Here is a 26,434-nt window from a genome sequence, read left to right as displayed (position 1 = left end):
CGTGACGAAACGCCGATTTCCGACCTAAACCACCGACAAATGCGACCAACGGCTGGCGCCGGCTGCCCGCCGACCTTTCGCACTCAGGCGGCCCGTTTATGCTCAAAGCATTACTACCCCGCGAGGGTCACGGTCATGCTCCGTTCGCTACTGTGGTTCAAACAGGATTTGCGCCTCGATGATCATCCGGCGCTGCAGGCAGCCGAGGCGGCCGATGAGTTGCTCGCGGTGTATGTCCTTGACCCACAGTTATTCGAGGCGAGTGCACTGGGGCCCCGACGTCTTGGTGTTCACCGGGCGCGCTTTCTTCTGGAGTCGCTGGCGACCCTCGACCACGGCCTGCGTCAGCTCGGCTCGCGCCTGCTGGTGCTCCAGGGCCAGGCCGAGCAGCTCATTCCGGAACTGGTCCAGCGCCTGCAATTCAATGAGGTGCTGACATTGGAGGAAATTGCCCCGGAAGAGCGCCAGCAGGTTCAGCGCGTTCGCCAGCAGCTCGGTCAGGTAAGCCTGCGCGAGCTGCCGGGTAACCACCTGCTCAGCCGCGAGCAGTTGCCCTGCCTGGTCGCTCAGTTGCCTTCGATTTTTAGTCAGTTCCGTCAATTGCTGGAAGAACGCGTACTGGTTTTCCAGCCCCGTCCGCTACCTCCACACTTGCCTCTGCCACCCCGAGGCAGCGCCAAGCTATTTGGCCCGCTGCCGACACTCAGTCAGCTGGGTCTTGGCGAACCCCTCCCGGTGGCCAATAGTGCTTTTCCCTTTGCCGGTGGCGAAAGTGCTGCACAAGCGCGTCTGCGCGACTACCTGTGGGTCAGCCAGAACGTGCGTACCTATCAGGAAACGCGCAACGGCCTCATCGGTAGCGAGTACTCCAGCAAACTGTCGCCCTGGCTGGCAAATGGCTGTCTGTCAGCGCGCCGGGTGATGGCGGAACTGCGTCGCCACGAGAGCCGTTACGGACGCAACGAGTCGACCCTGGCACTGACCGATGAGCTGTACTGGCGCGAGTTTTTCCGCTGGACCCTGGTACGACACGGCAGCGCCCTGTTTCAGGCTGGCGGGCTGAAAGCCACCGTTCTGGCATCGCAACAGGTGGACCAGCGCTTCGAGCAATGGTGCCAGGGCCGCACGGGGATGCCGCTGGTGGATGCCAACATGCGCGAACTGGCGGCTACCGGCTTCATGTCAAACCGAGGACGCCAGGTCGTCGCCAGCTACCTGATCAACGACCTTCAGCAGGACTGGCGGCATGGCGCCGCCTGGTTCGAGGAGCACCTGCTGGATTACGACCCGGCCAGCAACTGGGGCAACTGGGCCTACCTTGCCGGCGTGGGCAGTGACCCGCGCCGCCAGCGCCTGTTCAATGCCCTCCGCCAGGCCCGCCTGTACGACCCACAGGCCGACTATGTGAGCCTTTGGCTACCCGAGCTGCGCGGCATACCACAGCATCTGCGGCACACACCCTTCCAGCTCTCCGGGTTACAACTGGAAGCGCTGCACTACCCACGCCTGGAACAGGTACCAGATAGCTGGAAACCCTATTTGACAGCCGCGGCCTAAGCGTTGGCACCCGCTCAGGGCGCGCGGATGATGCGATTGCGCCCGCTGCCTTTGGCCTGGTAAAGCGCCTGATCCGCACGCTCGAAGACTGCCTCCAGGGTGTCGCCACTGGCAAAACTGGCCAGTCCGCCAGACAGGGTAATGATCAGACGCTCACCCTTGAAATGGAACGGACAGGCCTCGATGGCCGTCCGCAGGGTTTCCAGCAACTGCTCCGCGCCGTCCAGGGGCGTCGCAGGCAACAGCACGACGAACTCTTCACCACCGAACCGGGCAATGAAGTCGGTTTTGCGCAGGCGCTTGGCCAACTCCTGCGCGATGATCTTCAACACCCGGTCACCGGCCAGATGGCCGTAATTGTCGTTGATGCGCTTGAACAGATCGACATCCAGCACCGCCAGCTGCAGCTCACCGCCATAACGCTGCCAGCGCGCAACCTCCAACGCGGCTCGTTCATTCCAGGCTGCGCGGTTAGGCAGACCGGTCAATGGATCAACCAGAGCCTTCTGCCGCTGCTCCTCGATACTGTCGCGGAAGCCCTGCGCTTCCTGCTCCATCTCGTTGACCCGCGCCACCAGCGTCTGCAGTCGCTCGACCATATCCTGCTCACGGCTGTCACGCTGTTTCTGGAAGGCACTGACTGTGCTCAATAGACCTTCCAGACGACTGTCCACTGTGCGTTTGAGGCTTTCCAAGTCTGTCGCCTCTTGCACACTGCTCTGCAATCCACTGACCTGCTGGCGCAACTCGTCGCCAAAGGCCTTGGCGCTTTCCAGTGACTCCTGATAACCCGTGTGTGTTTCACTGATGCTGTCGATGAATGCAGCCAGTCGCTCGTTGAGCTGCTTCAGGTAATGGGCAAATTCCTTCTGCCCGCTGTTGCTGGCCGCCAGTACCAGCACGGCGAGGTCATCCAGTACCGGCACCAACTCGTACCAGTTGAGCCCACCCTGCAGGCGCTCGCGCAGCTGGTCGCCCTGTTCGGTATGGGCCGGTGGCAACTCCAGCTCACCAAGCAGGCTGAGCAGACTGGCGGCAATGTGCTCGGCCACCTGACTGTAACCAGGCTCATCGGCCTCGGGCAGGGCATACTCATCACCAGCTGCAGGTGAGACTTGTGCGGCGGGTACAGCGATCACACTTTCAGGCAACGGCGACTCTTGCTCAGCGCTAGCAGCCGACACCATCACTTGTGCAGGCGCATCATCCGGTGCGGTTGCATTCTCCACGGGCGCCGCCTCAGCGGACTCACCACGCCCCCCAAACAGGCGCTGCAGCAAACCTGGACGCTCGCTTTCGGAGGAACCAAGTACGCTCAGGGCTTGTTGCTGGAGATGACTAAGTTCGGCCAGCAGCGCGGGCAATTCGCGCGGATTGCTAGCCCGCTGCTCTATCTGTTTACTGAACTTCTTGAGCGGCTTGCGCACCTCACCCGGCAGCTCAAGCTTGAGCAACTGCTGAGTCAGGCCGTCAATGGCACTGGAGTTTTGCTCAACGCGCTCCTGGCGCCGCTGCTCTGAGTCCAACACCGCTTTTTCCAGGCGTGGAATCAATGCCGAAAGGCCGGCATCAATTTCATCGCGGCGCAGGATCTCACGCAACTCGACCATGCACTGGTCTACCGCCTTGTCTACGCCTTCAGCCGCCAGCGAGCTTCGCACCAAGCCGCGACGCAGAAGGTCGAGGCGCGCATCCCAACGCCGCTCGAGCTTCTCCTGCTGCTCCAGACTTTCAAGGTACTTGGCTTTCCAGCGTTGCTCTTCGCTCATACCGCCACTCCGCGCTTTCTCAGCCCTTGAGCATAGTCGGCAAGCAACCGGCCAGGCCAGTCGGCAGGCGAATATCCACGGCAACCGGCAGATGATCGGAGATTGGCTGGTCGAGCACTTCAACCCTTTCCAGCGTCAGCCCAGAGCTGAGCAGGATGTGATCGAGACAACGCTGCGGCTGCCAGCTGGGAAAAGTGGCCTCGACCTGCGGTGCAACCAAGCCCAGCTCGCGCAGCGGTGAATGCTCGAGAAGATCAACCGCATGGGTATTCATGTCGCCCATCAGCACCAGATGCCGGTATCCCTGCAGCTGCTCGCGAACATAGGCCAGCTGCCGGGTGCGCGTGCGCGCGCCAAGCGCCAGGTGCATGACCACCACCACAAGCGCCTCGGGGCCTTCGCCAAAGCGTACAAAAATGGCCCCGCGGCCGCGTGGACCAGGCAATGGATGGTCTTCGAGACCGGTCGGGCAGAGGCGGCTGAGCACGCCGTTGCTGTGCTGAGCCAGGCGCCCGAGGTTACGGTTGAGCTGCTGATACCAGTAAGGGAAGTCACCCAGCTGAGCCAGATGCTCGACCTGGTTGATGTAGCCGGAACGCAGGCTGCCACCATCGGCCTCCTGCAAGGCCACCAGATCAAAGCCCTGCAGCAGCTCACCGATGCGCTGCAGGTTGCCGGCACGCCCGGCATGCGGCAGCAGATGCTGCCAGCTGCGGGTCAGGTAGTGGTGATAGCGCTGAGTGCTGATGCCAACCTGAATATTGAAACTGAGCAGGCGCAGACGCCCGTCCGCCGGCAGCTCGCCACCACGGCAGCGCGGATTGACCTGAGTCTGGCAGGTTCCGGCCTGGCGCGGTGACGACCAGCGACGCAGCATGGCGGCTTACTGCGCCGCGCGTTCCTTGGCGATCAGGTGATCGGCCACTTCCAGAGCCTTCTCCGGACCACCCGAGGAGCCGATGTCGAAGCGGTATTTACCATTGACGATCAGCACCGGTACGCCGGTGATCTGATAGGCCATGGCCAGCTTCTTGGCCTTCTCGACCTGCCCCTTCACACCGAAGGAGTTGTAGGTCTTGAGGAATGCGGCCTTGTCCACGCCCTGAGTGGCAACGAAGTCGGCCATCTCTTCCGGGGTCGCCAGCTTCTTCCCTTCCTTGTGAATGGCGTCGAACACGGCGGTGTGCACCTTATGCTCGACCTTCATGGCCTCCAGGGTAATGAACATCTGACCGTGGATGTCCCACATGCGACCAAACATGGCCGGCACACGAACAAAATTCACATCTTCCGGGAGTTTTTCAGCCCAGGGATTGAGGGTCGATTCGAACTGATAGCAATGCGGGCAGCCGTACCAGAACAGCTCCACCACTTCGATCTTGCCGGGCTTGGCCACCGGTACCGGGGTGGACAGCTCGACATATTGCTTGCCGGCTTCAATACCCTCGGCCTGAACAGCAGGGCTGAGCAGGGCAGTGGCGGCGAGCAGGGCAGAGAACATCAGGTTACGCATGCTTGACTCCTTGGCAGATGGTCCGCGACGCGGCGGCAGGGGTTCGACCGGCAACAGCGTGACAGGTTCCGGCATTCTAGCCGGGGCACAAATGAAAAAGGGTGGCCGAAGCCACCCTTTTCCGCAACAACAGTCGCAGAGATCAGTGCAGACCCTGGATGTAGCTGGAGATCGCCTGGATGTCCTTGTTGGACAGTTTGGCGGCTACCGAGCGCATCATCATGCTGTCGCCGTCATTGGTACGGTTGCCTTCGCGGAAGTCGGTCAGCTGCTTAGCCACGTACTGGGCATGCTGGCCACCCAGTTGCGGGAAGCCGGCAGCGTCGTTGCCAGCACCGTTCGGCGAGTGGCAACCGGTACAGGCCGGCATGCCTTCGGCCAGCTTGCCACCGCGGTACAGGGCCTCACCGGCCTTGACCAGCGCCGGATCAGCAGCGCCCACGCTCATGCTCTGGTTGGCGAAGTAGGCGGCGATATCCGCCATGTCCTGCTCGCTCATGTTGGTCAGCAGGCCGGTCATTTCCACCACGGTGCGGTTGCCGCTCTTGATGTCGTTCATCTGCTTGAGCAGGTAACGCTCACCCTGGCCAGCCAGTTTCGGGAAGTTTGGCGCGGCGCTGTTGCCGTCCGCACCGTGGCAGGCGCCACACATGGCGGCTTTGGTCTGGCCAGCTTTGGCATCGCCGGCGGCCTGAGCCACACCGGTGATACCCAGGGTCAACAGCAGAGTCACGAGTACTTTGTTCATCAGCTAATCCAACTAACGGCTAAGAGTAATAGGGGGTCAGTTTAGTTGCTCATCGACCGGATGACGCTCACGTTCTGACTGGCATAGAAAGCGGCAATATCCGCCAAATCCTGGTCGCTCAACTTGTCGAGCAAACCGGTCATTTCCACCGTTTTGCGCTTGCCGCTCCGCATGTCGGTCAACTGCTTGAGCAGGTAAGCCTCGCTCTGGCCGGCCAGCGTGGGGAAGGTCGGCGCAGCGGTTTCACCATCCGGGCCATGACAGGCTGCACACACAGCAGTCTTGGCCTGACCAGCTTTTGCATCACCTTCGGCGTGAACTACGCCGAAGGTGCCCAAGGTCAACAGCAGACTCACAAGCAGTTTGTTCATCGGCATGATCCAGTCCCTCGGAAACTTGGGTTCGCGCGGATTACTTGCTCATCCACTCGATGGTGGCCTTGTAATCCTCGGCCGTGCAATCCATGCACATGCCACGCGGCGGCATGGCATTGAAGCCGTTGGTCACATGCTGCACCAGAGTATCCATGCCCTGTTTCAGGCGTGGTTCCCAGGCAGCGGCGTCACCCTTCTTCGGTGCCATCGGCAGTTGACCGTTGTGGCAAACGCCACAGGCGCGGTTGAACACCGCTTCCGGGTCCTGCGCGGCCTGAACACCAGCGGACAGCACAAGCATGCTTGCAGCGAGAAGCAATTTCTTCATGGTGAAACCTCATCAGAGAGGAAGGGAACGTTCCGCCATTCTAGTCGAGCGGGCTATCTACATCGTTCCCGTGGACACTCAACCCTGCGGGATAAAGCGCACACTAAATCTGCGGCATTATATACTGGCGGGACATAAACGGAAACGAAACCGCCCCCTGCGACTGCGTGTCGCACCAGTGGAAACCCCATGCCCCCGAAAAATCCGATTCTCGGCCTGTGCCAACAGGCCCGCTTTCTCATCAGTGCCGCCAAAGTCGATCAGTGCCCACCCGACGAGGGCTATGAAGTGGCCTTTGCCGGGCGTTCCAATGCCGGCAAATCCAGCGCGCTGAACACCCTGACCCATGCCAGCCTGGCGCGCACCTCGAAAACCCCGGGGCGCACCCAGCTGCTCAACTTCTTCACCCTCGATGAAGAACGGCGCCTGGTGGACCTGCCAGGCTATGGCTACGCCAAAGTGCCGATTCCGCTCAAGCAGCACTGGCAACGCCATCTGGAAGCCTACCTGGGCAGCCGCGAGAGCCTAGTTGGCCTGGTGCTGATGATGGACATCCGCCACCCGCTGACCGACTTCGACCGCCTGATGCTCGACTGGGCGCAGGTCAGCCGCCTGCCCGTGCACGTCCTGCTGACCAAGGCCGACAAGCTGGCCTACGGCGCGGCCAAGAACGCCCTGCTCAAGGTGCGCCAGGAAGTACACAAGGGCTGGGGCGATGTCGCCAGCCTGCAGCTGTTCTCGGCCCCCAAGCGCCTCGGCGTGGAGGAAGCCCAGCAGGTACTGGCCGGCTGGCTGGGGCTGCTGGATGAGGAAGACGAGAGCAACGGGGACAGCGAAGAGGCCTGACGCGGCCAAATCGCCCGCCCAAGACAACCAGGCAGGTTTTCTGCAGGCAAAAAAAACCCCGAGCTTCGGATGGGGAGGGAGAAGTTCGGGGTCTAACTCCGGACCTGATGAGTGGGTCCAGATTCTGCCAACACAATGAGCACAAACTCAGGAGCAATGAAGGTTTCACCAACCATTCACGTACTCTGACCCGGTGTTCAGGAAAAGAGTTCCGTTGGCAGAAAATCTCTTTGCGATAACCACGTAACCACTTATTACCGAAGCAGTCTGGCCGACCGAAAATCGGCCAGACTCTGACGTATCAGTGGGCCTCGTCCCAGTTATCGCCCACCCCCGCCTCGACCAGCAGCGGCACATCCAGCGCAGCCGCCCCGCTCATCAGCGGCAACAGGCCGGCCTTGAGCGCCTCGACCTGATCCTCGCGCACCTCCAGCACCAGTTCGTCGTGAACCTGCAGGATCACCTTGGCATCCAGCCCGCAGGTGCCCAGCCAGCTGTCCACGGCGACCATCGCCCGCTTCATGATGTCCGCCGCGGTGCCCTGCATCGGCGCGTTGATCGCGGTGCGCTCGGCGCCCTTGCGCAGCGCCGGGTTCTTCGCCTGGATATCCGGCAGGTACAGGCGGCGGCCGAACAGGGTCTCGACATAACCCTGCTGCGACGCCTGCTCGCGGGTGCGCTCCATGTACGCCAGCACACCGGGATAGCGGTGGAAATACACGTCGATATAAGCCTGCGCCTGCTTGCGGTCACAGCCGATCTGCTTGGCCAGACCGAAGGCGCTCATGCCGTAGATCAGGCCGAAGTTGATCGCCTTGGCGCTGCGGCGCTGGTCGCTGGTCACTTCATCCAGGGTCACGCCGAACACCTCGGCAGCGGTCGCCTTGTGCACGTCGCGGCCGTGGCGGAAGGCATCCAGCAGCCCTTCGTCCTGGGCTAGGTGAGCCATGATGCGCAGCTCGATCTGCGAGTAGTCGGCCGCCACCAGCTTGTAGCCCTTGGGCGCGACGAAGGCCTGACGGATGCGCCGGCCCTCGGCGGTGCGGATCGGGATGTTCTGCAGGTTCGGGTCGCTGGATGACAGACGCCCGGTGGCGGTGACCGCCTGATGGTAGCTGGTGTGAATGCGCCCGGTGCGCGGGTTGATCTGTTCCGGCAGGCGGTCGGTATAGGTGCTTTTGAGCTTGCTCAGGCTGCGGTACTGCATCAGCACCTTGGGCAGCTCGTAGTCCTGCTCGGCCAGTTCGGCCAGCACCGCTTCGGCGGTGGAGGCCTGGCCGGTGGCGGTCTTGCTGATGATCGGCAGACCGAGCTTTTCATAAAGAATGGCGCCGAGCTGCTTGGGCGAGCCTAGGTTGAACTCCTCGCCGGCGATGGCGAAGGCCTGGCGCTCCAGCTCGACCAGGCGCTCACCCAGCTCGACACTGTGCTGGCCGAGCAGCCTGGCGTCGACCAGCGCGCCCTGACGCTCTATGCGCGCCAGCACCGGCACCAGCGGCATCTCGATCTCCTGCAGCACCCTGGCCAGCGCCGGAGTCTGCTGCAGCTTGGCCCACAGGGTCTGGTGCAGACGCAGGGTCACATCGGCATCTTCGGCGGCGTAGGGCCCGGCCTGCTCCAGAGCGATCTGGTCGAAGGTCAGTTGCTTGGCACCCTTGCCGGCGATGTCCTCGAAACGGATGGTACTGTGATCGAGGTACTTCAGCGCCAGACTGTCCATATCGTGGCGAGTTGCCGTCGAGTCGAGCACATAGGATTCGAGCATGGTGTCGAAGGCCACGCCCTGCACACTGATCGGCGTCGAGGCATTGGCCAGTACATTGATGTCGTACTTGGCGTGCTGGCCGACCTTGGCCTTGGCCGGGTCTTCGAGAATCGGCTTGAGCGCACGCAGCACCGCATCGCGGTCGAGCTGCGCCGGCACGCCCATGTAGCTGTGCGCCAGCGGCACATAGGCCGCCTCATGGGCGCTGACGGCGAAGGACACGCCGACCACCTGAGCCTGCTGCGGGTCGAGGCTGGTGGTTTCCGTGTCGAAAGCGATCAGCTCGGCGGCCTGCAGCTTCTCCAGCCAGGCATCGAAGCGGGCCTGATCCAGCACGGTTTCATAGCGGGTTTCCGCCACGGCCACGGGCTCGGCGGCACTTTCGGCCGAAACCTCTGCCACGACCTCGCCCGGCGCATCGGCAAACAGATCCCCGGCCGGCTGCGGCGCACTCGGCGCCGCCACGCTTCTGCTCTCGCGCGGCAGGGTATCCAGCCAGCTGCGGAACTCCAGCGTACGGTACAGCTCGGCCAGCGCCGGCGTGTCCTGCTCGCCGGGGTGCAGGCTGTCGATCACGATGTTCAGCGCTACATCGGTCTTGATGGTGGCCAGCTCGTAGGACAGGTAGGCCATCTCCTTGTGCTCGGCGAGCTTGGCGCCGAGGGTCTTGGCACCACGGATCGGCAGCTCGGCAACCTTGTCGAGACTGGCATAGAGCACATCGAGACCGCCGCCCAGACCGACCAGCAGGCCCAGCGCGGTCTTCTCGCCGACGCCCGGCACGCCAGGGATGTTGTCGACCTTGTCGCCCATCAGCGCCAGGTAGTCGATGATCAGTTCCGGGCCGACCCCGAACTTGGCCTTGACCCCCTCGATGTCGTAGACACTGCCGGTCATGGTGTTGACCAGGGTGACGTGCGGACAGACCAGCTGGGCCATGTCCTTGTCGCCGGTGGAAATCACCACATCACGCCCCTCGCCGGCGGCCTGGCGGGCGAGGGTACCGATCACGTCATCGGCCTCGACGCCCTCGACGCACAGCAGCGGGTAGCCCAGCGCCTTGACCGCCGCGTGCAGCGGCTCGACCTGCAGGCGCAGCTCGTCCGGCATCGGCGGGCGGTTGGCCTTGTAGTGCTCGAACATGGCATCGCGGAAGGTCGGCCCCTTGGCATCGAAGACCACCGCGAACGGGCTCTTAGGGTACTGCTTGCGCAGGCTTTTCAGCATGTTCAGCACGCCCTTCACCGCACCGGTCGGCAGACCGGTGGAGGTGTTCAGCGGCGGCAGGGCGTGGAAGGCGCGGTACAGGTAGGACGAACCGTCGACCAGGACCAGAGGTGCATTTGACATGCTCGGAATCAACCTTTTGCCAGGGGCGGGCGCTAGAATGAACCCACCAACCAGAGAAAGGGACAAGGTTACCATGCGCACACTTCCCCGCCTGATGCTCGCCAGCCTGCTGGCCCTCAGCCCACTGCCCCTGCTGGCCGAGGATGCGCCCAGCGCAGAGCCGGATGTGACCATCCGCCAGGAAGGCGACAAGACCATCCAGGAATACCGGGTGAACGGTTTCCTCTATGCCATCAAGGTCGTGCCCAAGGTCGGCAAACCGTACTTCCTGGTGCGTGCCGATGGCGCCGAACACTGGATGCGCTCGGACAAGCCGGACATGCTGATTCCTTCCTGGGAAATCTACAGCTGGTAAACGGCCATGTCGGTGTTCACCCCGCTTGAGCGCGCCGAGCTGGAGGCGTTCCTCGCCCCCTACGGGCTGGGACGCCTGCTGGATTTCCAGGGCATCGCCGCCGGCGTGGAGAACAGCAACTACTTCATCAGCCTGGAGCAGGGCGAGTTCGTCCTGACCCTGATCGAGCGCGGCCCGCTGGCCGACCTGCCGTTCTTCCTGCAACTGCTTGAACGCCTGCATCAGGCGCAGCTGCCGGTTCCCTTCGCCATCGCCACCACGCAGGGGGAAACCCTGCGCCAGCTGGCGGATAAGCCGGCCCTGCTGCAGCCGCGCCTGCCCGGCAAACACGTGCTGCAGCCCAACGCCCAGCACTGCGCTGAGATCGGCCGCTGGCTGGCGCGCCTGCACACCACGACCCAGCGCGAACCCCTGGAGCGGGCCAGTGATCGTGGCCTGGCATGGATGCTGGAAGAAGGCCCGCTGCAGGCCATGCAGCTGGAGGGCGACGCTCTGCAGCTGCTGCGTCTGGCTCTGGAGGATGCCCGCGAGCTGAGCGCTCACCTGCCGCAGCTGCCACGCGCCAACCTGCACGCGGATCTGTTCCGCGACAACGCGCTGTTCGATGGCAATCACCTGTCCGGGGTGATCGACTTCTACAACGCCTGTTCCGGCCCGATGCTCTACGACCTGGCGATTGCCCTGAACGACTGGTGTCTGGATGAACAGGACGGCCTCGACCCGCACCTGACCCAGGCCCTGCTGGGCGCCTATGCGGCGCTGCGGCCGTTTACCCGCGCCGAGGCCAGTGCCTGGCCGCTGATGCTGCGCGTGGCCTGTCTGCGTTTCTGGCTGTCGCGGTTGATCGCCGCCAGCCAGCCGGCGCAGCCTGGGGTGCAGATCAAACCTCCGGCCGAATTCCAGCAGCGCCTGCAGCTGCGCCGCGAACAGCCTGCGCCGTCACTGCCACTGGCGCTGTAATCAGCTCTCCATCTGCCCGGCCGGGGGCAGGGGCGGTTCGTCCTTGGCGGGCGCTTCAGGGGCCGGTGGTGTTTCCGGTTTGAGCAACTCATTGGCCGACTGCTGAGCCTCATCGACGCTCTGGTTGAGCTGATCGACGGTTTCGCTCACGACTTCACGGGCCTTTTCCTTGGCGACTTCCTCGGTTTGCTCAAGCAGTTGCTGCGCCGATTGCTCCACTTGATCGCAGCCGCTCAGGGTCAGCAGCAGTCCTGCACCGGCGGCGAAGGCCATGAAAGATGGAATAGTCCGCATGCTCTGTACTCCGACGATGTTTAACGTGGAGCACATGATCAGCGCAGGTGAAAACGCTGGCCAGCGACAATCTATGAGCAGTTTTTTCAGGCCTCAGGGCGCAGGCTGCACGCCGTAATGCCAGCGTGCCCCAACCGCTTCAGGCGCGGGCTGCAGCTCGGGAAACTCGGCCTTGTCGATCAGTACTTCCAGACGTGCCTGAGCGTTGTACTCGCAGAAGCGCACCCGCAGCAGGGTATCGGCGGGAATGTGCACGCCGCGCGCGTCGGTGAGTGCTATGCGCGTGCGGTAGTCCTCGAAATTACCAGCACACAGCACATCCAGCGCACCACTCTGCCAACGCGCCAGCCCATACCCCAGCAACGCCGTGGCGGAGCAGAGCCCCAGCACGGCGAAGCCTTTGAGCCATCCCTTGCCCGTCATCACGCGCCCTCAGTCGCCTTGCAGACACCCGGCCAGCGTCTCGGCCAGGCCTTCGAGCAACTGCTCGTAACCCTGCGGCCCCAGCGCTACCTCACTGCCCAGTGCATCCAGCTCCGCCAGCTGGACCGGCAGGCCTTCGCTGAGGGTCTGCGCCAGACGTGGCTGCAGCGGCGGCTCGCTGAACACGCAACTCGGGCCGGCCGCCTTGAGCTGTTCACGCATCGCCGCCACATGCCGCGCGCCCGGCTGCACCTCGCTACCCAGGCTGAAAACGCCGGCATGACGCAGCCCGTAGGCCTGCTCGAAATAGTCGTAGGTTTCGTGGAAGACGAAGAACGGCTTGCCGGCCAACGGCGCCAGACGCTTTTGCAGGCGCTGATCAAGCTGCTTCAAACGCACCTCGAACGCAGTCAGGTTGGCCTGGTAACGGGAGGCATTGGCCGGGTCGATAGCAGCCAGGTCAGCCGCCATGCGAGCCGCTATCAGGCGGGCATTGGCCGACAGCAGCCACAGGTGTACATCAATGCTGCCGGGACGATGATCGTGGTCATGCTCGGATGAATGCTCATGCTCATCGGCGTGACCGGCATGCTCCTCGGCACTTTCACCAAAGTGGCGCAGGGTCAGTCCCGGCAGGCTCTGCAGCGCCACACTCTGCCCTTCGCGCGCAGCCAGTGGCTTGCTCAGAAAGCCCTCCAGATCCGGCCCGACCCAGTAGAACAGGCTGGCCTCACGCAGCCGGCGAATGTCCGACGGACGCAGAGCAAAGCGGTGCGGCGAAGCCCCCGGCGGCAACAGCACGGCAGGCTGACCAACGCCATCCTGCACCGCGGCGGCAATCAGCTGCAGGGGTTTGATACTGGCCAGCAGCTGAACCTCGGCACGGGCCAACTGGGGAAAAGCAAGGCTGCTGCACAGCGCCAGCAGGAGCACAACGGAACGCATCACGGGAGAAACCACGGCTTGAACGGAAAGTAATATAATAACGTTCTGTCACAGTTTCGTCCCGCGCCGCACACCGCGCCGAGAGAATCCCCATGCTCAAACCCTTTACCGGCAAGGCGCCGCTGGCCTGCCGTCCGCACGATCACTCGCACTGCGTCAGTCAGGCGCTGGGCACCGCGGAAAGCCTGTGCCTGGCTCAGGGAGTCCGCCTGACAGCCCTGCGCAAGCGCGTGCTGGAGCTGGTCTGGCAGAGCCACAAGCCGCTGGGGGCCTACGACATCCTCGCCGTGCTGAGCGAGGAGGATGGCCGCAAGGCCGCGCCGCCGACGGTCTACCGGGCTCTGGACTTCCTCCTCGAGCAGGGTCTGGTGCACCGCATTGCCTCGCTCAACGCCTTCATCGGCTGCAACCATCCCGGCGAAGTCCATCAGGGCCAGTTCCTCATCTGCCGCCAGTGCCATGCCGCCGTGGAACTGGAGCACAGCGCCATCGATGCCGCAGTTCAGGCCAGCGCCAACAGCCTCGGTTTCATCGTGGAATCACAGACCGTGGAAGTGCTCGGCCTGTGCGCCCAGTGCCGGGGGACGGCATGAGCGAGCCACTGATTCGCCTGCAGCAGGTCAGCGTCGGCTTTCGTCAGGAAAGCGTGCTGGAGAACGTGCAACTGGCCGTGAATGCCGGGGAAATCGTCACCCTGATCGGCCCCAACGGTGCCGGCAAGACCACCTTGGTGCGTGTCGTGCTCGGCCTGCTCAAGCCCGACAGTGGCTCGGTGTGGCGCAAGCCGAAGTTGCGCATCGGCTACATGCCGCAGAAGCTGACGGTCGATCCGACCCTGCCGCTGTCGGTGCTGCGCTTCCTCCGCCTGGTTCCCGGCGTCGACCGCGCCGCAGCACTGACGGCGCTGGCCGAAGTCGGTGCCGAACAGGTCATCGACAGTCCGCTGCAGAACATCTCCGGCGGCGAACTGCAGCGCGTGCTGCTGGCCCGCGCCCTGTTGCGCGAGCCGGAACTGCTGGTACTGGACGAGCCCGTGCAGGGTGTCGATGTCGCGGGGCAGGCCGAGCTCTATCGCCTGATCACCGAGTTGCGCGACCGGCATGGCTGCGGCGTGCTGATGGTCTCCCACGACCTGCATCTGGTGATGAGCACCACCGACCAGGTGGTGTGCCTGAACCGCCATGTCTGCTGCTCCGGGCATCCCGAGCAGGTCAGTGGTGATCCGGCCTTCGTCGAGCTGTTCGGTCAGGATGCCCAGAGCCTGGCGATCTACCACCACCATCACGACCACAGCCACGACCTGCACGGCGCGGTGATCAGCCCCGCCGGGCTGACCATCCACGGCCCGGCGCATGTCCACGGCCCGAACTGCAAACACTGACCATGCCTGATTTTCTGCTCCACGCCCTGCTCGCCGGCCTGGCCCTGGCGCTGGTCGCCGGCCCCCTCGGCTCCTTCGTGGTCTGGCGGCGCATGGCCTACTTCGGCGATACTCTGTCGCACTCGGCGCTGCTCGGCGTGGCCCTCGGCCTGCTGCTGGATATCAGCCCGACCCTGGCGGTCACCCTCGGCTGCGTGCTGCTGGCCGTGCTGCTGGTGACCCTGCAACAGCGCCAGCCACTGGCCTCCGACACGCTGCTGGGCATCCTCGCGCACAGCTCGCTGTCCCTCGGCCTGGTGACCCTGAGCTTCATGCCGGAAGTGCGCATCGACCTGATGAGCTACCTGTTCGGCGACCTGCTGGCGGTCAGCCGCAGCGACCTGTACTGGATTCTCGCCGGCAGCGCCGCCGTACTGGTGGCCCTCACTCTGCTCTGGCGACCGCTGCTGGCCATCACCGTGCATGAGGAACTGGCACGGGTCGAAGGCCTGCCGGTGGCCGCCATCCGGCTTGGTCTGATGCTTTTGATCGCCGTGGTTATCGCCGTGGCCATGAAGATCGTCGGCGTACTGCTGATCACCTCGCTGCTGATCATTCCGGCTGCCGCGGCGCAGCGCCATGCGCGTACCCCGGAACAGATGGCCGGCGGTGCCAGTGTCCTCGGCCTGCTGGCGGTGTGTGGCGGGCTGACGCTGTCCTGGTTCAAGGACACCCCAGCCGGCCCCTCAATCGTAGTCTGTGCGGCGGCGCTGTTCCTGCTCAGCTTTCTCCTGCCAAGGCGAAAAGGGTAAGATTCGGAAATTCGTGAATGATGCCGGCAGATTGTTTCGACAACGCCGGCCATTCAACGCTGATCGATTCTTTTCGCCCCCTCTCACAGGTTCGCTCTTTCATGCAGTCGACGCGCCTTCACCTTTTCTCATTCGCACTCGCCAGCCTGCTGAGTGCCGCCAGCGTTCATGCCGACGACTACCGGGAAGCCAACCTGCCGGTCGACCCCGATGTGCAGGCGCTCAAGCAGCTGGAACAGAGCCTGGCCCAGGGCCAGATGAGTCAGGCGGAAAGCCAGCTCAACGCCCTCAAGCAGCGCCTGGCCGGCGACACCCGACTGGAGCAGGCGCAGCGCCAGCTCAGCGACGGCTACCTGAAGCAGGGCGAACAGGCCGCCCGCCAGGGTGATCTGGCCGCCGCCCAGCAGGCCGCTCAGCAGGCCCAGCGCCTGTTGCCGAACAACCCCAAGACTGCCGCCCTGCAACAGTCCATCGAGCAGGCCAAGGCCAAGCAGGCTGCCCAGCTCGCGGCTGAGCGTCAGGCCGCCGAGCAGAAGGCTGCCGCCGCTCGCGCCGAACAGGCACGCCAGCAGCAACTGGCAGCCCAGCGCCAGGCAGCCGCTGCCAAGGCCGCTCAGGCCAAAGCCGAGCAGCAGCGACTGGCTGCGGAGGCTGCCGCCAAAGCGGCGGCCAAGCCGCAGGCCCAGCTGATCGATCCCAGGGCCAGCCAGAGCCGGATTGCCCTGCCGATGCTCGACACCCAGGACCGCGACGCCCTGCGAGCCCTGATGGACAAGGCTGCCGCCGACGTGGTGACCTTCCGCTGCGCAGTGCAGGTCCAGGTGCGCGAAGCCAAGGATTACCCCTTCGTCGCCGCCCTGCTGTCGGCCCGGGTGAAAAAGCTCGATCCGGCGTTCAAGCTGCAGATCAGTCAGCAACTGGCGGCGGATCAGGAGCCTAACCTGCAGCTGAGCCCGCAACCCAAGTCCTGACGCCCATCCCGCCAGACACAAGACCGGGTCATGCCCGGTCTTGTGCTTTCTGCAGCTAAACTGGAGCAGGCGGTCAGGATCCCGGCCTTTGGTTATAACCATAGAGCCACAAAGTTTTTTCCGACCTAAAGCCCCGCAGGTACACTGCCGCCCGCGCCCAACCGGCGCGAGTACTGCCTGCGCGCAGTGGGTTCCGGCCAATCCCGCCGGCACCTGAAACCCAGACCCAAAAGGTTGATCCGTGATCGAATTCCACCAGGTGCACAAGGCCTACCCGGTCCAGGGCCGCACCATCACCGCCCTGCAACCCTGTGATCTGCGCATCGAAGCCGGCCAGGTGTTCGGCCTGATCGGCCACTCCGGCGCCGGCAAAAGTACCCTGCTGCGCCTGATCAATCGCCTCGAAGAGCCCAGCGGCGGCCGTATCGTCATCGACGGCGAAGACATCACCGCCCTCGACGCCCAGGGCCTGCGGCGCTTTCGCCAGCAGGTCGGGATGATCTTCCAGCACTTCAACCTGCTCGCCTCGAAAACCGTGGCCGCCAACGTGGCCCTGCCGCTGCAGCTGGCCGGTGAACTCGGCAGCAGCGAGATCGCCAGCCGGGTCAGCCAGCTGCTGCAACGCGTGGGTCTGGCCGAGCACGCCGACAAGTACCCGGCGCAACTGTCCGGCGGCCAGAAGCAACGCGTCGGCATTGCCCGCGCCCTGGCCACCGAACCGAAGATCCTGCTGTGTGACGAAGCCACCAGCGCTCTGGACCCGCAAACCACCGGTCAGGTCCTGCAGCTGCTGGCCGAGATCAACCGCGAGCTGGGCCTGACCATCGTGCTGATCACCCACGAGATGGACGTGATCCGCCGCGTCTGCGATCAGGTGGCGGTAATGGATGGCGGCGTGATCGTCGAGCAGGGCCCGGTGGCTGATGTGTTTCTGCATCCGCAGCACCCGACCACCCGCCGCTTCGTGCAGGAAGACGAGCAGCTCGACGAAGAAGAACAACGTGACGACTTCGCCCACGTACAGGGCCGCATCCTGCGCCTGACCTTCCGCGGCGAGGCCACCTACGCTCCGCTGCTCGGCACCGTGGCGCGCGAAACCGGGGTGGACTACAGCATCCTGGCCGGGCGCATCGACCGCATCAAGGACACCCCCTACGGCCAGCTGACCCTGGCCCTGACCGGCGGCGATCTGGACGCCGCCATGGCCCGCTTCCGGGCGGCCGACGTGCATCTGGAGGTGCTGCGATGATCGAGTCCCTGCTGGCCAGCTGGCTGCCCAACGTCGACTGGCAGGAGATCGGTTATGCCGGCCTAGACACCCTCAACATGCTCGGCGGCGCCACCCTGTTTACCGTGCTGCTGGGCCTGCCGCTCGGTGTGCTGCTGTTTCTCACCGGGCCACGTCAGTTGCTGGAACAGCGCGCGCTGTATGCCGTGCTGTCGCTGCTGGTCAACGTGCTGCGTTCCGTGCCTTTCGTGATCCTGCTGATCCTGATGATTCCGCTGACCGTACTGATCACCGGCACCTCGCTGGGCGTGGCCGGCGCCATCCCGCCACTGGTGGTCGGGGCCACGCCGTTCTTCGCCCGCCTGGTGGAAACCGCCCTGCGCGAGGTCGACCGCGGCATCCTCGAGGCCATGCAGGCCATGGGCGCCAGCACCTGGCAGATCATCACCCGCGCTCTGCTGCCGGAGGCCCTGCCGGGCCTGATCGCAGCAGTGACGGTCACCGCCATCACCCTGGTCTCCTACACCGCCATGAGCGGCCTGATCGGTGGCGGCGGCCTCGGTGATCTCGCCGTGCGCTACGGCTACCAGCGCTACCAGCCGGATGTCATGGCCGTGACCGTGATCCTGCTGCTGGTCCTTGTACAGATTCTGCAAACCGCCGGCGACAAGCTGGTGGTGCGCTTTTCCCGCAAGTAATCCGAGAACAGCGGGCGACCGGCTACCCGCCGGACCCCGCGCCAAAATCCCACAAGGAGTTGAACCATGAAGAAACTGCTGACTGCCCTCGCCACTGCGGCGGCCCTGACCAGCGCTGCCGCCCAAGCCGCTGATAGCCTCAGCGTGGCGGCCACCGCCGTACCGCACGCGGAAATCCTCGAATTCGTCAAACCGGCACTGGCCAAGGAAGGGGTCGAGCTGAAGATCAAGGTCTTCACCGATTACGTGCAACCCAACGTGCAGGTGGCCGAAGAGCGTCTGGACGCCAACTTCTTCCAGCACCAGCCGTACCTGGATGAGTTCAACAAGAGCCGCGGTACCGAGCTGGTCAACATCGCCGGCGTACACGTCGAACCCTTCGGCGCCTATTCGAGCAAGATCAAGAACCTCGCCGAGCTCAGCGAAGGCGCTCAGGTGGTGATCCCCAATGACGCCACCAACGGCGGCCGCGCCCTGCTCCTGCTGCAGAAGACCGGCCTGATCAGCCTCAAGCCCGATGCCGGCATCACCGCCACGGTTAAAGACATTGCCGATAACCCGAAGAACCTGAAGATCCGCGAGCTGGAAGCCGCCACCCTGCCGCGCGTGCTGAATCAGGTCGACCTGGCCCTGATCAACACCAACTATGCGCTGGAAGCCAAGCTCAACCCGACCAAGGATGCTCTGGCCATCGAAGGCAGCGACTCGCCTTACGTCAACATTCTGGTGGTACGCGCCGAGCGCAAGGACGATGCGGCCCTGCAGAAGCTGGCCAAGGCCCTCAACAGCGCCGAAGTGAAGAGTTTCATCACCGAGAAGTACCAGGGCGCCGTGGTGCCGGCGTTCTGATCGCCACCTGGACGCAACAAAAAAGCCCGCTCATTGAGCGGGCTTTTTCGTATCCGGCAATCAGGCCTCGGGCTTGATTACCTGTGGTAGCTGCACCTTGAGCTTCTCATTCTTCAGCGGCGCGCGGATGAAGCCGCGCTGACGCCCGTCGGGACCCAGCAGCACGAGGTTACCGCTGTGGTCGACGGTGTAGTTTTCCTTGCTGGTATCGCCCGGAATGAAGGGGATGCTCACCGCGTTGGCCAATTTCTGGATATCCGCCAGCGGCCCGGTCAGACCCAGGTAGGCCGGGTCGAAAAAGCCAAGGTACTGCTTGAGTTTCTCCGGGGTATCGCGGTGCGGGTCGAGGCTGACCATGAGGATCTGCAGCTGACTGCGCGTTTCGGCCGGCAGCTGGCTGTTGAGCTGGCGCAGCTGGGCCAGGGTGGTCGGGCAGATGTCCGGGCAGAAGGTGTAGCCGAAGAACACCAGAGTCCACTTGCCCTTGAGGCTGGACAACGCCTGCGGCTGGCCGTCGACGTTGGTCAGTGTCAGCTCCGGCAGCTCACGGCTCTGCGGCAGGAGAATGATGCCGGCATCCAGCAGGGCTGCCTTGTCCAGCCCGTCGCCCTTGCTGCCAAGGACTTTATGCACGGTAAGGCCGAGAACGATGGCCACCAGGGCCGCGAGAACAACAACGGTTTTCTGAATTGAGGTCATAGGTTCAACAACAGGTAGTGATCGGCAAGCAGGGCGATGAACAGGAGAAACAGGTACCAGATACTGTACTTGAAGGTGTTGATCGCCGCGTGCGGTTGGCTGTCACGGTACAGCACCCAGGCCCAGTGCAGGAAGCGCCCGCCGAGCAGGAGCGCACAAACGAGATAGAGCGCACCGCTCATGTGGATGGCATAGGGCAGCAGCGTCACCGCAAACATGATCAGGGTGTACAGCAGGATGTGCAGCTTGGTGTAGTCCTCACCGTGAGTCACCGGAAGCATGGGGATATCGGCCTTGGCGTATTCGGCCTTGCGGTGGATGGCCAGCGCCCAGAAGTGCGGCGGCGTCCAGGCGAAGATGATCAGCACCAGCAAAAGCGGCTCGGCACTGAGATGGCCGGTGACCGCCACCCAGCCCAGCAGCGGCGGCGCCGCACCGGCCAGCCCGCCAATCACGATGTTCTGCGGCGTGGCGCGCTTGAGAAAGCCGGTATAGAGCACCGCATAACCGAGCAGCGAGGCCAGGGTCAGCCAGGCGGCCAGCTCGTTAGTAAAGGTCAGCAGCAGAACCAGCCCCAGCAGCGCCAGCACGGCAGCAAAGAGCAGGGCGGCTGCCGGCGAAACCCGGCCAGCGGTGACCGGCCGCTTGTAAGTGCGCGCCATAATCGAGTCGATACGCCGGTCCACCACATGGTTGACTGCTGCCGCCGCACCGGCACACAGGCCGATGCCGAGATTGCCGAACAGCAGTACCGTCCAAGGCACGCCGGCGCGGGTGGCGAGGAACATGCCGACCAGGGATGTGATCAGCATCAGCAGCACCACACGCGGCTTGGTCAGTTCAAGATAGTCGCGCCAGCTGGCAGGCTCCTGACGGGTTTGCAGCAGAGTAGCCATGAGGGTCTCTCCTTATGATTATTTGCCAGCCTGAACCAGGCCGGCGGCAACCGGGGCGACGGGTACACGGGCAGCGCCCGCGACCGCTGCAACGCCGCGCAGGCGGTAGTTGATCAGCACCAGCACCAGAAGCAGGCTGGCACCGCCGGCGTTGTGCGCCACCGCGACCGCCAGCGGCAGATGCAGCAGCACATTGCTGATGCCCAGGCTGATCTGGATGCCCAGCGCCACCAGCAGCACAGCGGCCAGCCGGCCCTGCCCGGCAGCCCGCAGACGCCAGGCCAGCAGCAGCAGAACCAGCGTGACCAGCAGGGCGCCAAGCCGGTGACTCATGTGGATTGCGGTGCGCGCATCGCTGTCGAGCTGACCACCGAGGTAGTTGGGCCCGATGTGCTGGGTCAGGTGAAAGCCGTTGGCAAAATCCATCGCCGGCCACCACTGGCCATGACAGGTGGGCAGGTCGACGCAGGCCACCGCCGCGTAGTTGGAGCTGACCCAGCCACCCAGAGCGATCTGCCCGACGACCAGCGCCAGCGCCAGCGCCGCCAGCGCCCGCAGACGGGTGGAAATGACCGGCAGCAGCGGGCAGGCGCCGGACAGACGCAGGGTGAGGAGAAACAACAGCGCCAACGTGGTGAAACCGCCCAGCAGGTGCGCGGTAACCACCTGCGGCCAGAGCTTGAGGGTCACCGTCCACATGCCGAAGGCAGCCTGCAACACCACCACGCCTAGCAGCAGCAACGGCAGCTTCAGCGGCTGACCGGGTTCGCCACGCCGGCGCAGCGCCTGAACCGCCAGACCAAGGATGGCCAGGCCGAGACTGCCGGCGAAATAGCGGTGGACCATCTCGTTCCAGCCTTTCTCAACCTCCACCGGCGCCTCGGGGAAACGCGCCTCGGCCAGAGCCTGCTTGTGCTCGCTCATCGGCACGCCGATGAAACCGTAGCAGCCCGGCCAGTCCGGACAGCCGAGGCCGGCGTGAGTCAGGCGGGTGTAGGCGCCCAGCAGCACCACCACAGCCGCCAGCAGCGTGGCAAAGAGCGCCAGTCGGAATCCCGGTTTGGCCATGGCAGACTCCTCAGCCGATATTGGAGAGCTTGAGCAGCAAACGCAGGTCGGTCAGCACCTGCTTGCCGTTGGCATCGGCGTCATAGCGCAGCACCAGGTTGCCGTGGGGATCGACGATCCACAGCTGGGCGGCCTGACTCCGCTCGGCCGGGTAGCGACCGGGCTCCAGACTGAAGCGCTGCAGCTGCGGGTATTCCCGTTCCAGCTGGACGGCGAAATCCGCCGGAATCTGCCCGCTGGCCAGCGCATGAGCGCCGCGCGATGCCTCACGCCCCAGACCGATATGAATCTGCCGCGCCAGGTAGACCAGCCGCTGGCAATCGGCCGCGCACTCACCCGGTGCCGTGACCAGCAGCTGCCAGCGTTTTTCCTCCAGCGCCGGCAGGCCCAGATCGGCCCGGCTCAGAGCGCCGCCGATCAGCTCGCCGTGGTAGCTGCGCCCTTCCGGCACCCAGAAGCGCCAGTAGTACATGGCCGAGGCCAGCAGCATCGGACCGATCACCACCGCCAGGATCAGCAGCAACTGCAGACGCCCGCGGCCCACCCGCGGCGTGGAGGATTCAGACAGGGTCAGACTGTGCGACATGGACAAGCTCCTGCGCTCGGCGCCAGCCGAGATAGCCATAGAGAAGGGTGAGAGCCAGAGCCAGGGCAAACCACTGCAAGGCATAGCCGAGGTGTTTTTCCGGGCCCATGGCAACGATGGGCCAGTCCACTGCATACGCAGCCGGACCGGGATTCAGGCGCAGTTCATAGGGCCAGCCGGCGCGCCCCAGTTCACTCCACAGAGCACGCGCCTCGACGCGGTTGATCAGCCGCGGCCAGTCGCGCGAGGGCGTGGCCGACAGCTGCAGGGGCTCACCCGGCGAGCGGTAGACCCAGGCGGTCAGGTCCAGCTCCTGATCGGGCGTGCTGAACTGCACCGTCTGGCGGCGATCAGGCCACGGCAGCCAGCCGCGATTGACCAGCAGCCACAGGCCGCTGGCCTGATCATAGAAAGGTTGCAGCAACTCGACACCCACCTGACCGTGGCGGATGCGACTGTCCAGCAGCAGCGCATGCCGGTCGTCAAAACGACCATGCAGACGCACCTGGCGGAACGCCGGGTTGGCCAGCTCTTCCAGCTGGCTAAGTGGCTGGGCCGACGCCTCGCGCTGCAGCGCCTCGGCGGCGAGCAACTGGCGCTTTTCCTCGGCGCGTTGCAGCTGCCAGACGCCAAGGCCGACCAGCAGCGGCAGCAACAGCAGTACCAGCACGGTCGGCGCCAGGCCGGGACGAAAGCCTTTCATGCCAGCACCCCTGGCTGCTGCGTGCCACCGCCTATACTGCCGTTTACCCGCATGTCCTTCCCCCGGAGTCACCACCATGCTCAAGCTGGCGATTGTCCTGATGCTGCTGGCCACCGTGATCAGCCTGTTCAGTGGCCTGGTGTTTCTGGTCCGCGATGCCGGTCAGGGCTCCCGGCTGGTCAATGCCCTGACGGTGCGCGTGTGCCTTACCACCATCACCCTGGCGCTGATCACCTGGGGCTTCTACAGCGGCCAACTGATCAGCCACGCCACCTGGTAAGCCCTCGCTCAGAGCACATAGACAAAGACGAAAAGCCCCAGCCAGACCACATCGACGAAGTGCCAGTACCAGCTGGCCGCCTCGAAACCAAAGTGCTGATCCGCCGTGAAATGCCCCTTGAGCACGCGGATCAGCATCACCGTGAGGATGATCGCGCCGAGCGTCACGTGGGCACCGTGGAAACCGGTAAGCATGAAGAAGGTGGCGCCGTAGATGCCCGAACCGAGGGTCAGGCCCAGCTCGGTGTAGGCGTGCACATACTCCTCGACCTGCAGCACCAGGAAGGCCACGCCCAGCAGCACGGTCAGCGCCAGCCAGGCCTTGAGCGCCGTGCGATTGTTCTTCTTCAGCGCATGGTGGGCGAAGGTCACGGTGAAGCTGGAGGTGACCAGCAGGATGGTGTTGATCAGCGGCAGGTGCCACGGATCAATGATGCCCTTGGGCGCCGGATACAGCTTCGGATCGGGGGTATTGAGCAGCGGCCAGGTGTAATCGAAGTTCGGCCAGAGCATCTCGGCAATGCCCTTGGCGCCCTCACCACCCAGCCACGGCCCGGCGAAGGTGCGCACATAGAACAGGGCCCCGAAGAAGGCGGCGAAGAACATCACCTCAGAGAAGATGAACCAGCTCATGCCCCAGCGGAACGAGCGGTCCATCTGCGCGCTGTACAGGCCGCCACGGCTCTCGCGGATCACGTTGCCGAACCAGCCGAACAGCATGTAGGCGAGGAACAGACCGCCGATGAAAAAGATCAGCGGGCCGTTGGATTCGGCGCGGTCGGCCTTGAGGTCGTTGAACCAGGTGCCCAGACCGTAGACGGAAAACAGCAGGCCCAAGGTGGCGATGATCGGCCACTTGCTCTGGGCGGGAACGTAGTACTGCTCGTGAGTCGACATAGCATGCTTCTCCTTATCGTCCTGCCACGGGGACAGGCGGTTTCCGCGCAGTGATATCGAACAGGGTGTAGGCCAGCGTCAGGTGGCGTACATCCGCAGGCAGGTCGCGGTCGACGATGAAACGCACCGGCATCTCGATGCGCTCACCCGGTTGCAGCACCTGCTGGGTAAAGCAGAAACATTCGGTCTTGTGGAAGAAGGCCGCGGCCTTGGACGGCGCCACGCTGGGAATAGCCTGCGCGGTCATCGGCTTGTCCGTGGGGTTGAAGGCGACAAAACGCATCTCGCTCACCGCCCCCGGATGCACCGCGACCTCATCGGCCAGTGGCTGAAACTCCCAGACCATGCCGGCGGCATTGGTAGCGAGGAACTGCACACGCACCTGGCGCGCCTCATCCACCGTCTGCTCACCCTGATAGGCTCCGGCTGTCTTGCCGTTGATGCCGAAGGCCTGGCACATGACCTCGTAGATCGGCACCAGAGCAAAGCCGAAGCCGAACATCACCAGCACCAGCAGCAACAGGCGCTGGATCAGTTGGCGGGTGCTCATGCCCTGGGCCATGGCCGCGCCTCCCTACTTCACATCCGGCGGTGTGCTGAAGGTGTGGTAAGGCGCCGGTGAAGGCACGGTCCACTCCAGCCCCTCGGCACCATCCCAGGGCTTGGCCGGGGCTGGCTTGCCGCCACGGATGCACTTGATGACGATGAACAGGAAGAGGAACTGGGTCGCCCCGAAGGTGAAGGCGCCCACCGACGACACCATGTTGAAGTCGGCGAACTGCAGGTTGTAGTCGGGAATACGGCGCGGCATGCCGGCCAGGCCGACGAAGTGCATCGGGAAGAACGCCAGGTTCATACCGATGAAGCTCATCCAGAAATGCAGCTTGGCCAAAGTCTCGTCGTACATGTGCCCGGTCCACTTCGGCAGCCAGTAGTAGGCCGAGGCGAAGATGCCGAAGATCGCCCCCGGCACCAGCACGTAGTGGAAGTGCGCCACCACGAAGTAGGTGTCGTGGTACTGGAAGTCCGCCGGGGCGATGGCCAGCATCAGCCCGGAGAAACCGCCGATGGTGAACAGGATGACGAAGGCCACGGCAAACAGCATGGGTGCCTCGAAGGTCATCGAACCCTGCCACATGGTCGACACCCAGTTGAACACCTTCACCCCGGTCGGCACGGCGATCAGCATGGTGGCATACATGAAGAACAGCTCGCCCGTGAGAGGAATACCCACGGTGAACATGTGGTGCGCCCAGACGATGAACGACAGGAAGGCAATGCTCGCGGTCGCATAGACCATCGAGGTGTAGCCGAACAGCGGCTTGCGCGCGAAGGCCGGGATGATCGAGCTGACGGCACCGAAGGCCGGCAGGATCATGATGTATACCTCGGGGTGGCCGAAGAACCAGAACACATGCTGGAACAGCACCGGGTCACCGCCACCGGCGGCGTTGAAGAAGCTGGTACCGAAGTGGATGTCCATCAGCATCATGGTCACGCAACCGGCCAGCACCGGCATCACCGCGATCAGCAGGAAGGCGGTGATCAGCCAGGTCCAGACGAACAGCGGCATCTTCATCAGGGTCATGCCGGGGGCACGCAGGTTGAGGATGGTGGCGACCACGTTGATCGCGCCCATGATCGAGCTGATGCCCATCAGGTGCACAGCGAAGATGAAGAAGGTCACCGATTCCGGCGCGTAGGTGGTCGACAGCGGCGCGTAGAAGGTCCAGCCGAAGTTGGGCCCGCCGCCTTCGCTGAACAGGGTGCTGACCAGCATGCCGAAGGCGGCCGGCAACAACCAGAAGCTGAAGTTGTTCATCCGCGGCAGGGCCATGTCCGGCGCGCCGATCATCAGCGGGATCATCCAGTTGGCCAGGCCGACGAAGGCTGGCATCACCGCGCCGAAGACCATGATCAGGCCGTGCATGGTGGTCATCTGGTTGAAGAACTCCGGCTGCACGATCTGCAGGCCGGGCTGGAACAGCTCGGCGCGGATCACCATGGCCATGGACCCGCCGAGCAGGAACATGGCAAAGCTGAACCACAGGTACATCGTGCCGATGTCCTTGTGGTTGGTGGTCAGCACCCAGCGCATGAGGCCCTTGGCCGGGCCATGATGGTGGTCAGTATGACCGTGATCGATCACTGCACTCATGTC

Annotated in this window: 30 protein-coding genes; 12 read left to right on the top strand and 18 right to left on the bottom strand. The window is 64.0% G+C overall.

Going from position 1 to position 26,434, the window contains the following annotated elements:
- Positions 1 to 135 precede the first annotated feature (135 nt).
- Positions 136 to 1,557 (top strand): DASH family cryptochrome, encoded by a 1,422-nt coding sequence (locus CK486_RS14410; protein WP_095941002.1) that lies wholly within the window; start codon positions 136 to 138, stop codon positions 1,555 to 1,557.
- Between the two features lie 14 nt (positions 1,558 to 1,571).
- On the opposite strand, the gene CK486_RS14405 is transcribed toward CK486_RS14410, so the two are convergent.
- The 6 genes from CK486_RS14405 to CK486_RS14380 form a co-directional block, all read right to left on the bottom strand.
- Positions 1,572 to 3,326 (bottom strand): GGDEF domain-containing protein, encoded by a 1,755-nt coding sequence (locus CK486_RS14405; RefSeq protein WP_095941001.1) that lies wholly within the window; start codon positions 3,324 to 3,326, stop codon positions 1,572 to 1,574.
- 19 nt (positions 3,327 to 3,345) lie between these two features.
- Complete coding sequence (locus tag CK486_RS14400) at positions 3,346 to 4,203, bottom strand: endonuclease/exonuclease/phosphatase family protein (RefSeq protein ID WP_095941000.1); 858 nt, start codon at positions 4,201 to 4,203, stop codon at positions 3,346 to 3,348.
- Between the two features lie 6 nt (positions 4,204 to 4,209).
- The gene (locus CK486_RS14395; RefSeq protein ID WP_095940999.1) at positions 4,210 to 4,839 is read right to left on the bottom strand and encodes a thiol:disulfide interchange protein DsbA/DsbL; all 630 of its coding nucleotides are present in this window, start codon (positions 4,837 to 4,839) and stop codon (positions 4,210 to 4,212) included.
- Positions 4,840 to 4,981: 142 nt separating this feature from the next.
- Positions 4,982 to 5,587 carry a cytochrome c gene (locus CK486_RS14390; protein ID WP_095940998.1) on the bottom strand — a complete coding sequence of 202 codons (606 nt, stop codon included), beginning with the start codon at positions 5,585 to 5,587 and terminating at the stop codon, positions 4,982 to 4,984.
- A 41-nt stretch (positions 5,588 to 5,628) separates the two neighbouring features.
- Positions 5,629 to 5,958 (bottom strand): cytochrome c, encoded by a 330-nt coding sequence (locus CK486_RS14385; protein ID WP_095940997.1) that lies wholly within the window; start codon positions 5,956 to 5,958, stop codon positions 5,629 to 5,631.
- Between the two features lie 40 nt (positions 5,959 to 5,998).
- A complete protein-coding gene (locus CK486_RS14380) occupies positions 5,999 to 6,289 on the bottom strand; it encodes a cytochrome c5 family protein (protein WP_095940996.1) in 291 nt (96 codons plus the stop codon).
- 189 nt (positions 6,290 to 6,478) lie between these two features.
- Between CK486_RS14380 and yihA the strand changes: the two genes are divergently transcribed.
- Positions 6,479 to 7,135, top strand: a complete 657-nt coding sequence (gene yihA, locus CK486_RS14375; RefSeq protein ID WP_095940995.1) for a ribosome biogenesis GTP-binding protein YihA/YsxC — start codon at positions 6,479 to 6,481, stop codon at positions 7,133 to 7,135.
- Positions 7,136 to 7,436: 301 nt separating this feature from the next.
- Here yihA and polA read toward each other — a convergent pair whose 3' ends face one another.
- The gene (polA, locus tag CK486_RS14370; protein WP_095940994.1) at positions 7,437 to 10,250 is read right to left on the bottom strand and encodes a DNA polymerase I; all 2,814 of its coding nucleotides are present in this window, start codon (positions 10,248 to 10,250) and stop codon (positions 7,437 to 7,439) included.
- Positions 10,251 to 10,323: 73 nt separating this feature from the next.
- On the opposite strand from polA, the gene CK486_RS14365 reads away from it, so the two are divergent.
- Together CK486_RS14365 and CK486_RS14360 are read left to right on the top strand one after the other, a co-directional pair.
- Positions 10,324 to 10,605: a DUF2782 domain-containing protein gene (locus CK486_RS14365; protein ID WP_095940993.1), complete on the top strand. Its 282-nt coding sequence runs from the start codon at positions 10,324 to 10,326 to the stop codon at positions 10,603 to 10,605.
- A gap of 6 nt (positions 10,606 to 10,611) precedes the next feature.
- A complete protein-coding gene (locus tag CK486_RS14360) occupies positions 10,612 to 11,565 on the top strand; it encodes a homoserine kinase (RefSeq protein WP_095940992.1) in 954 nt (317 codons plus the stop codon).
- Here the strand turns inward: CK486_RS14360 and CK486_RS14355 are convergent, their stop codons facing one another.
- The 3 genes from CK486_RS14355 to znuA form a co-directional block, all read right to left on the bottom strand.
- Complete coding sequence (locus CK486_RS14355) at positions 11,566 to 11,859, bottom strand: hypothetical protein (RefSeq protein WP_141248914.1); 294 nt, start codon at positions 11,857 to 11,859, stop codon at positions 11,566 to 11,568.
- A gap of 93 nt (positions 11,860 to 11,952) precedes the next feature.
- On the bottom strand, positions 11,953 to 12,282 hold the full coding sequence (locus CK486_RS14350) for a hypothetical protein (protein ID WP_095940990.1): 330 nt from the start codon (positions 12,280 to 12,282) through the stop codon (positions 11,953 to 11,955).
- Between the two features lie 9 nt (positions 12,283 to 12,291).
- Positions 12,292 to 13,227, bottom strand: a complete 936-nt coding sequence (gene znuA / locus CK486_RS14345) for a zinc ABC transporter substrate-binding protein ZnuA (RefSeq protein WP_095940989.1) — start codon at positions 13,225 to 13,227, stop codon at positions 12,292 to 12,294.
- A gap of 92 nt (positions 13,228 to 13,319) precedes the next feature.
- Here znuA and CK486_RS14340 point away from each other — a divergent pair, with 92 nt between their 5' ends.
- The 7 genes from CK486_RS14340 (at position 13,320) to CK486_RS14310 (ending at position 19,145) form a co-directional block, all read left to right on the top strand.
- Entirely contained in the window at positions 13,320 to 13,820 is a 501-nt protein-coding gene (locus tag CK486_RS14340; protein ID WP_095940988.1) for a Fur family transcriptional regulator, read from the top strand.
- The gene (gene znuC / locus CK486_RS14335) at positions 13,817 to 14,608 is read left to right on the top strand and encodes a zinc ABC transporter ATP-binding protein ZnuC (protein ID WP_095940987.1); all 792 of its coding nucleotides are present in this window, start codon (positions 13,817 to 13,819) and stop codon (positions 14,606 to 14,608) included. The genes CK486_RS14340 and znuC overlap by 4 nt, the downstream gene beginning before the upstream one ends.
- Before the next feature lie 2 nt (positions 14,609 to 14,610).
- Complete coding sequence (gene znuB / locus CK486_RS14330; RefSeq protein ID WP_095940986.1) at positions 14,611 to 15,399, top strand: zinc ABC transporter permease subunit ZnuB; 789 nt, start codon at positions 14,611 to 14,613, stop codon at positions 15,397 to 15,399.
- Positions 15,400 to 15,500: 101 nt separating this feature from the next.
- The gene (locus CK486_RS14325; protein WP_141248913.1) at positions 15,501 to 16,370 is read left to right on the top strand and encodes a hypothetical protein; all 870 of its coding nucleotides are present in this window, start codon (positions 15,501 to 15,503) and stop codon (positions 16,368 to 16,370) included.
- 241 nt (positions 16,371 to 16,611) lie between these two features.
- Positions 16,612 to 17,619, top strand: a complete 1,008-nt coding sequence (locus CK486_RS14320; RefSeq protein WP_095940984.1) for a methionine ABC transporter ATP-binding protein — start codon at positions 16,612 to 16,614, stop codon at positions 17,617 to 17,619.
- Positions 17,616 to 18,296 carry a methionine ABC transporter permease gene (locus CK486_RS14315; RefSeq protein ID WP_095940983.1) on the top strand — a complete coding sequence of 227 codons (681 nt, stop codon included), beginning with the start codon at positions 17,616 to 17,618 and terminating at the stop codon, positions 18,294 to 18,296. Before CK486_RS14320 ends, CK486_RS14315 begins: the two co-directional genes overlap by 4 nt.
- Before the next feature lie 66 nt (positions 18,297 to 18,362).
- On the top strand, positions 18,363 to 19,145 hold the full coding sequence (locus CK486_RS14310; RefSeq protein ID WP_095940982.1) for a MetQ/NlpA family ABC transporter substrate-binding protein: 783 nt from the start codon (positions 18,363 to 18,365) through the stop codon (positions 19,143 to 19,145).
- 60 nt (positions 19,146 to 19,205) lie between these two features.
- Here CK486_RS14310 and CK486_RS14305 read toward each other — a convergent pair whose 3' ends face one another.
- From CK486_RS14305 to CK486_RS14285, 5 genes are read right to left on the bottom strand one after another with little or no spacing between them, the layout of a single operon-like run.
- Positions 19,206 to 19,844 (bottom strand): SCO family protein, encoded by a 639-nt coding sequence (locus tag CK486_RS14305; protein ID WP_095940981.1) that lies wholly within the window; start codon positions 19,842 to 19,844, stop codon positions 19,206 to 19,208.
- Positions 19,841 to 20,740, bottom strand: coding sequence for a heme o synthase (gene cyoE / locus CK486_RS14300; protein WP_095940980.1), 900 nt, complete (start codon positions 20,738 to 20,740; stop codon positions 19,841 to 19,843). Before cyoE ends, CK486_RS14305 begins: the two co-directional genes overlap by 4 nt.
- 18 nt (positions 20,741 to 20,758) lie before the next feature.
- Positions 20,759 to 21,808, bottom strand: a complete 1,050-nt coding sequence (locus CK486_RS14295) for a heme A synthase (RefSeq protein ID WP_095940979.1) — start codon at positions 21,806 to 21,808, stop codon at positions 20,759 to 20,761.
- Between the two features lie 10 nt (positions 21,809 to 21,818).
- A complete protein-coding gene (locus tag CK486_RS14290) occupies positions 21,819 to 22,400 on the bottom strand; it encodes a hypothetical protein (protein WP_256574432.1) in 582 nt (193 codons plus the stop codon).
- The gene (locus CK486_RS14285; RefSeq protein WP_095940978.1) at positions 22,369 to 23,097 is read right to left on the bottom strand and encodes an SURF1 family protein; all 729 of its coding nucleotides are present in this window, start codon (positions 23,095 to 23,097) and stop codon (positions 22,369 to 22,371) included. The genes CK486_RS14290 and CK486_RS14285 overlap by 32 nt, the downstream gene beginning before the upstream one ends.
- Positions 23,098 to 23,173: 76 nt before the next feature.
- On the opposite strand from CK486_RS14285, the gene CK486_RS14280 reads away from it, so the two are divergent.
- Positions 23,174 to 23,377: a twin transmembrane helix small protein gene (locus CK486_RS14280; RefSeq protein ID WP_095940977.1), complete on the top strand. Its 204-nt coding sequence runs from the start codon at positions 23,174 to 23,176 to the stop codon at positions 23,375 to 23,377.
- A gap of 8 nt (positions 23,378 to 23,385) precedes the next feature.
- Here the strand turns inward: CK486_RS14280 and CK486_RS14275 are convergent, their stop codons facing one another.
- The 3 genes from CK486_RS14275 to ctaD are packed head-to-tail and all read right to left on the bottom strand — an operon-like array spanning position 23,386 to position 26,431.
- On the bottom strand, positions 23,386 to 24,273 hold the full coding sequence (locus CK486_RS14275) for a cytochrome c oxidase subunit 3 (RefSeq protein WP_095940976.1): 888 nt from the start codon (positions 24,271 to 24,273) through the stop codon (positions 23,386 to 23,388).
- A 13-nt stretch (positions 24,274 to 24,286) separates the two neighbouring features.
- The gene (locus CK486_RS14270) at positions 24,287 to 24,835 is read right to left on the bottom strand and encodes a cytochrome c oxidase assembly protein (protein WP_095940975.1); all 549 of its coding nucleotides are present in this window, start codon (positions 24,833 to 24,835) and stop codon (positions 24,287 to 24,289) included.
- A 12-nt stretch (positions 24,836 to 24,847) separates the two neighbouring features.
- Positions 24,848 to 26,431, bottom strand: a complete 1,584-nt coding sequence (gene ctaD, locus CK486_RS14265; protein ID WP_095940974.1) for a cytochrome c oxidase subunit I — start codon at positions 26,429 to 26,431, stop codon at positions 24,848 to 24,850.
- Positions 26,432 to 26,434: the final 3 nt, after the last annotated feature.

Source organism: Pseudomonas sp. HAR-UPW-AIA-41 (assembly GCF_002304225.1).
Lineage (GTDB): Bacteria > Pseudomonadota > Gammaproteobacteria > Pseudomonadales > Pseudomonadaceae > Aquipseudomonas.
This window is presented reverse-complemented; position numbering and strand designations above follow the sequence as displayed.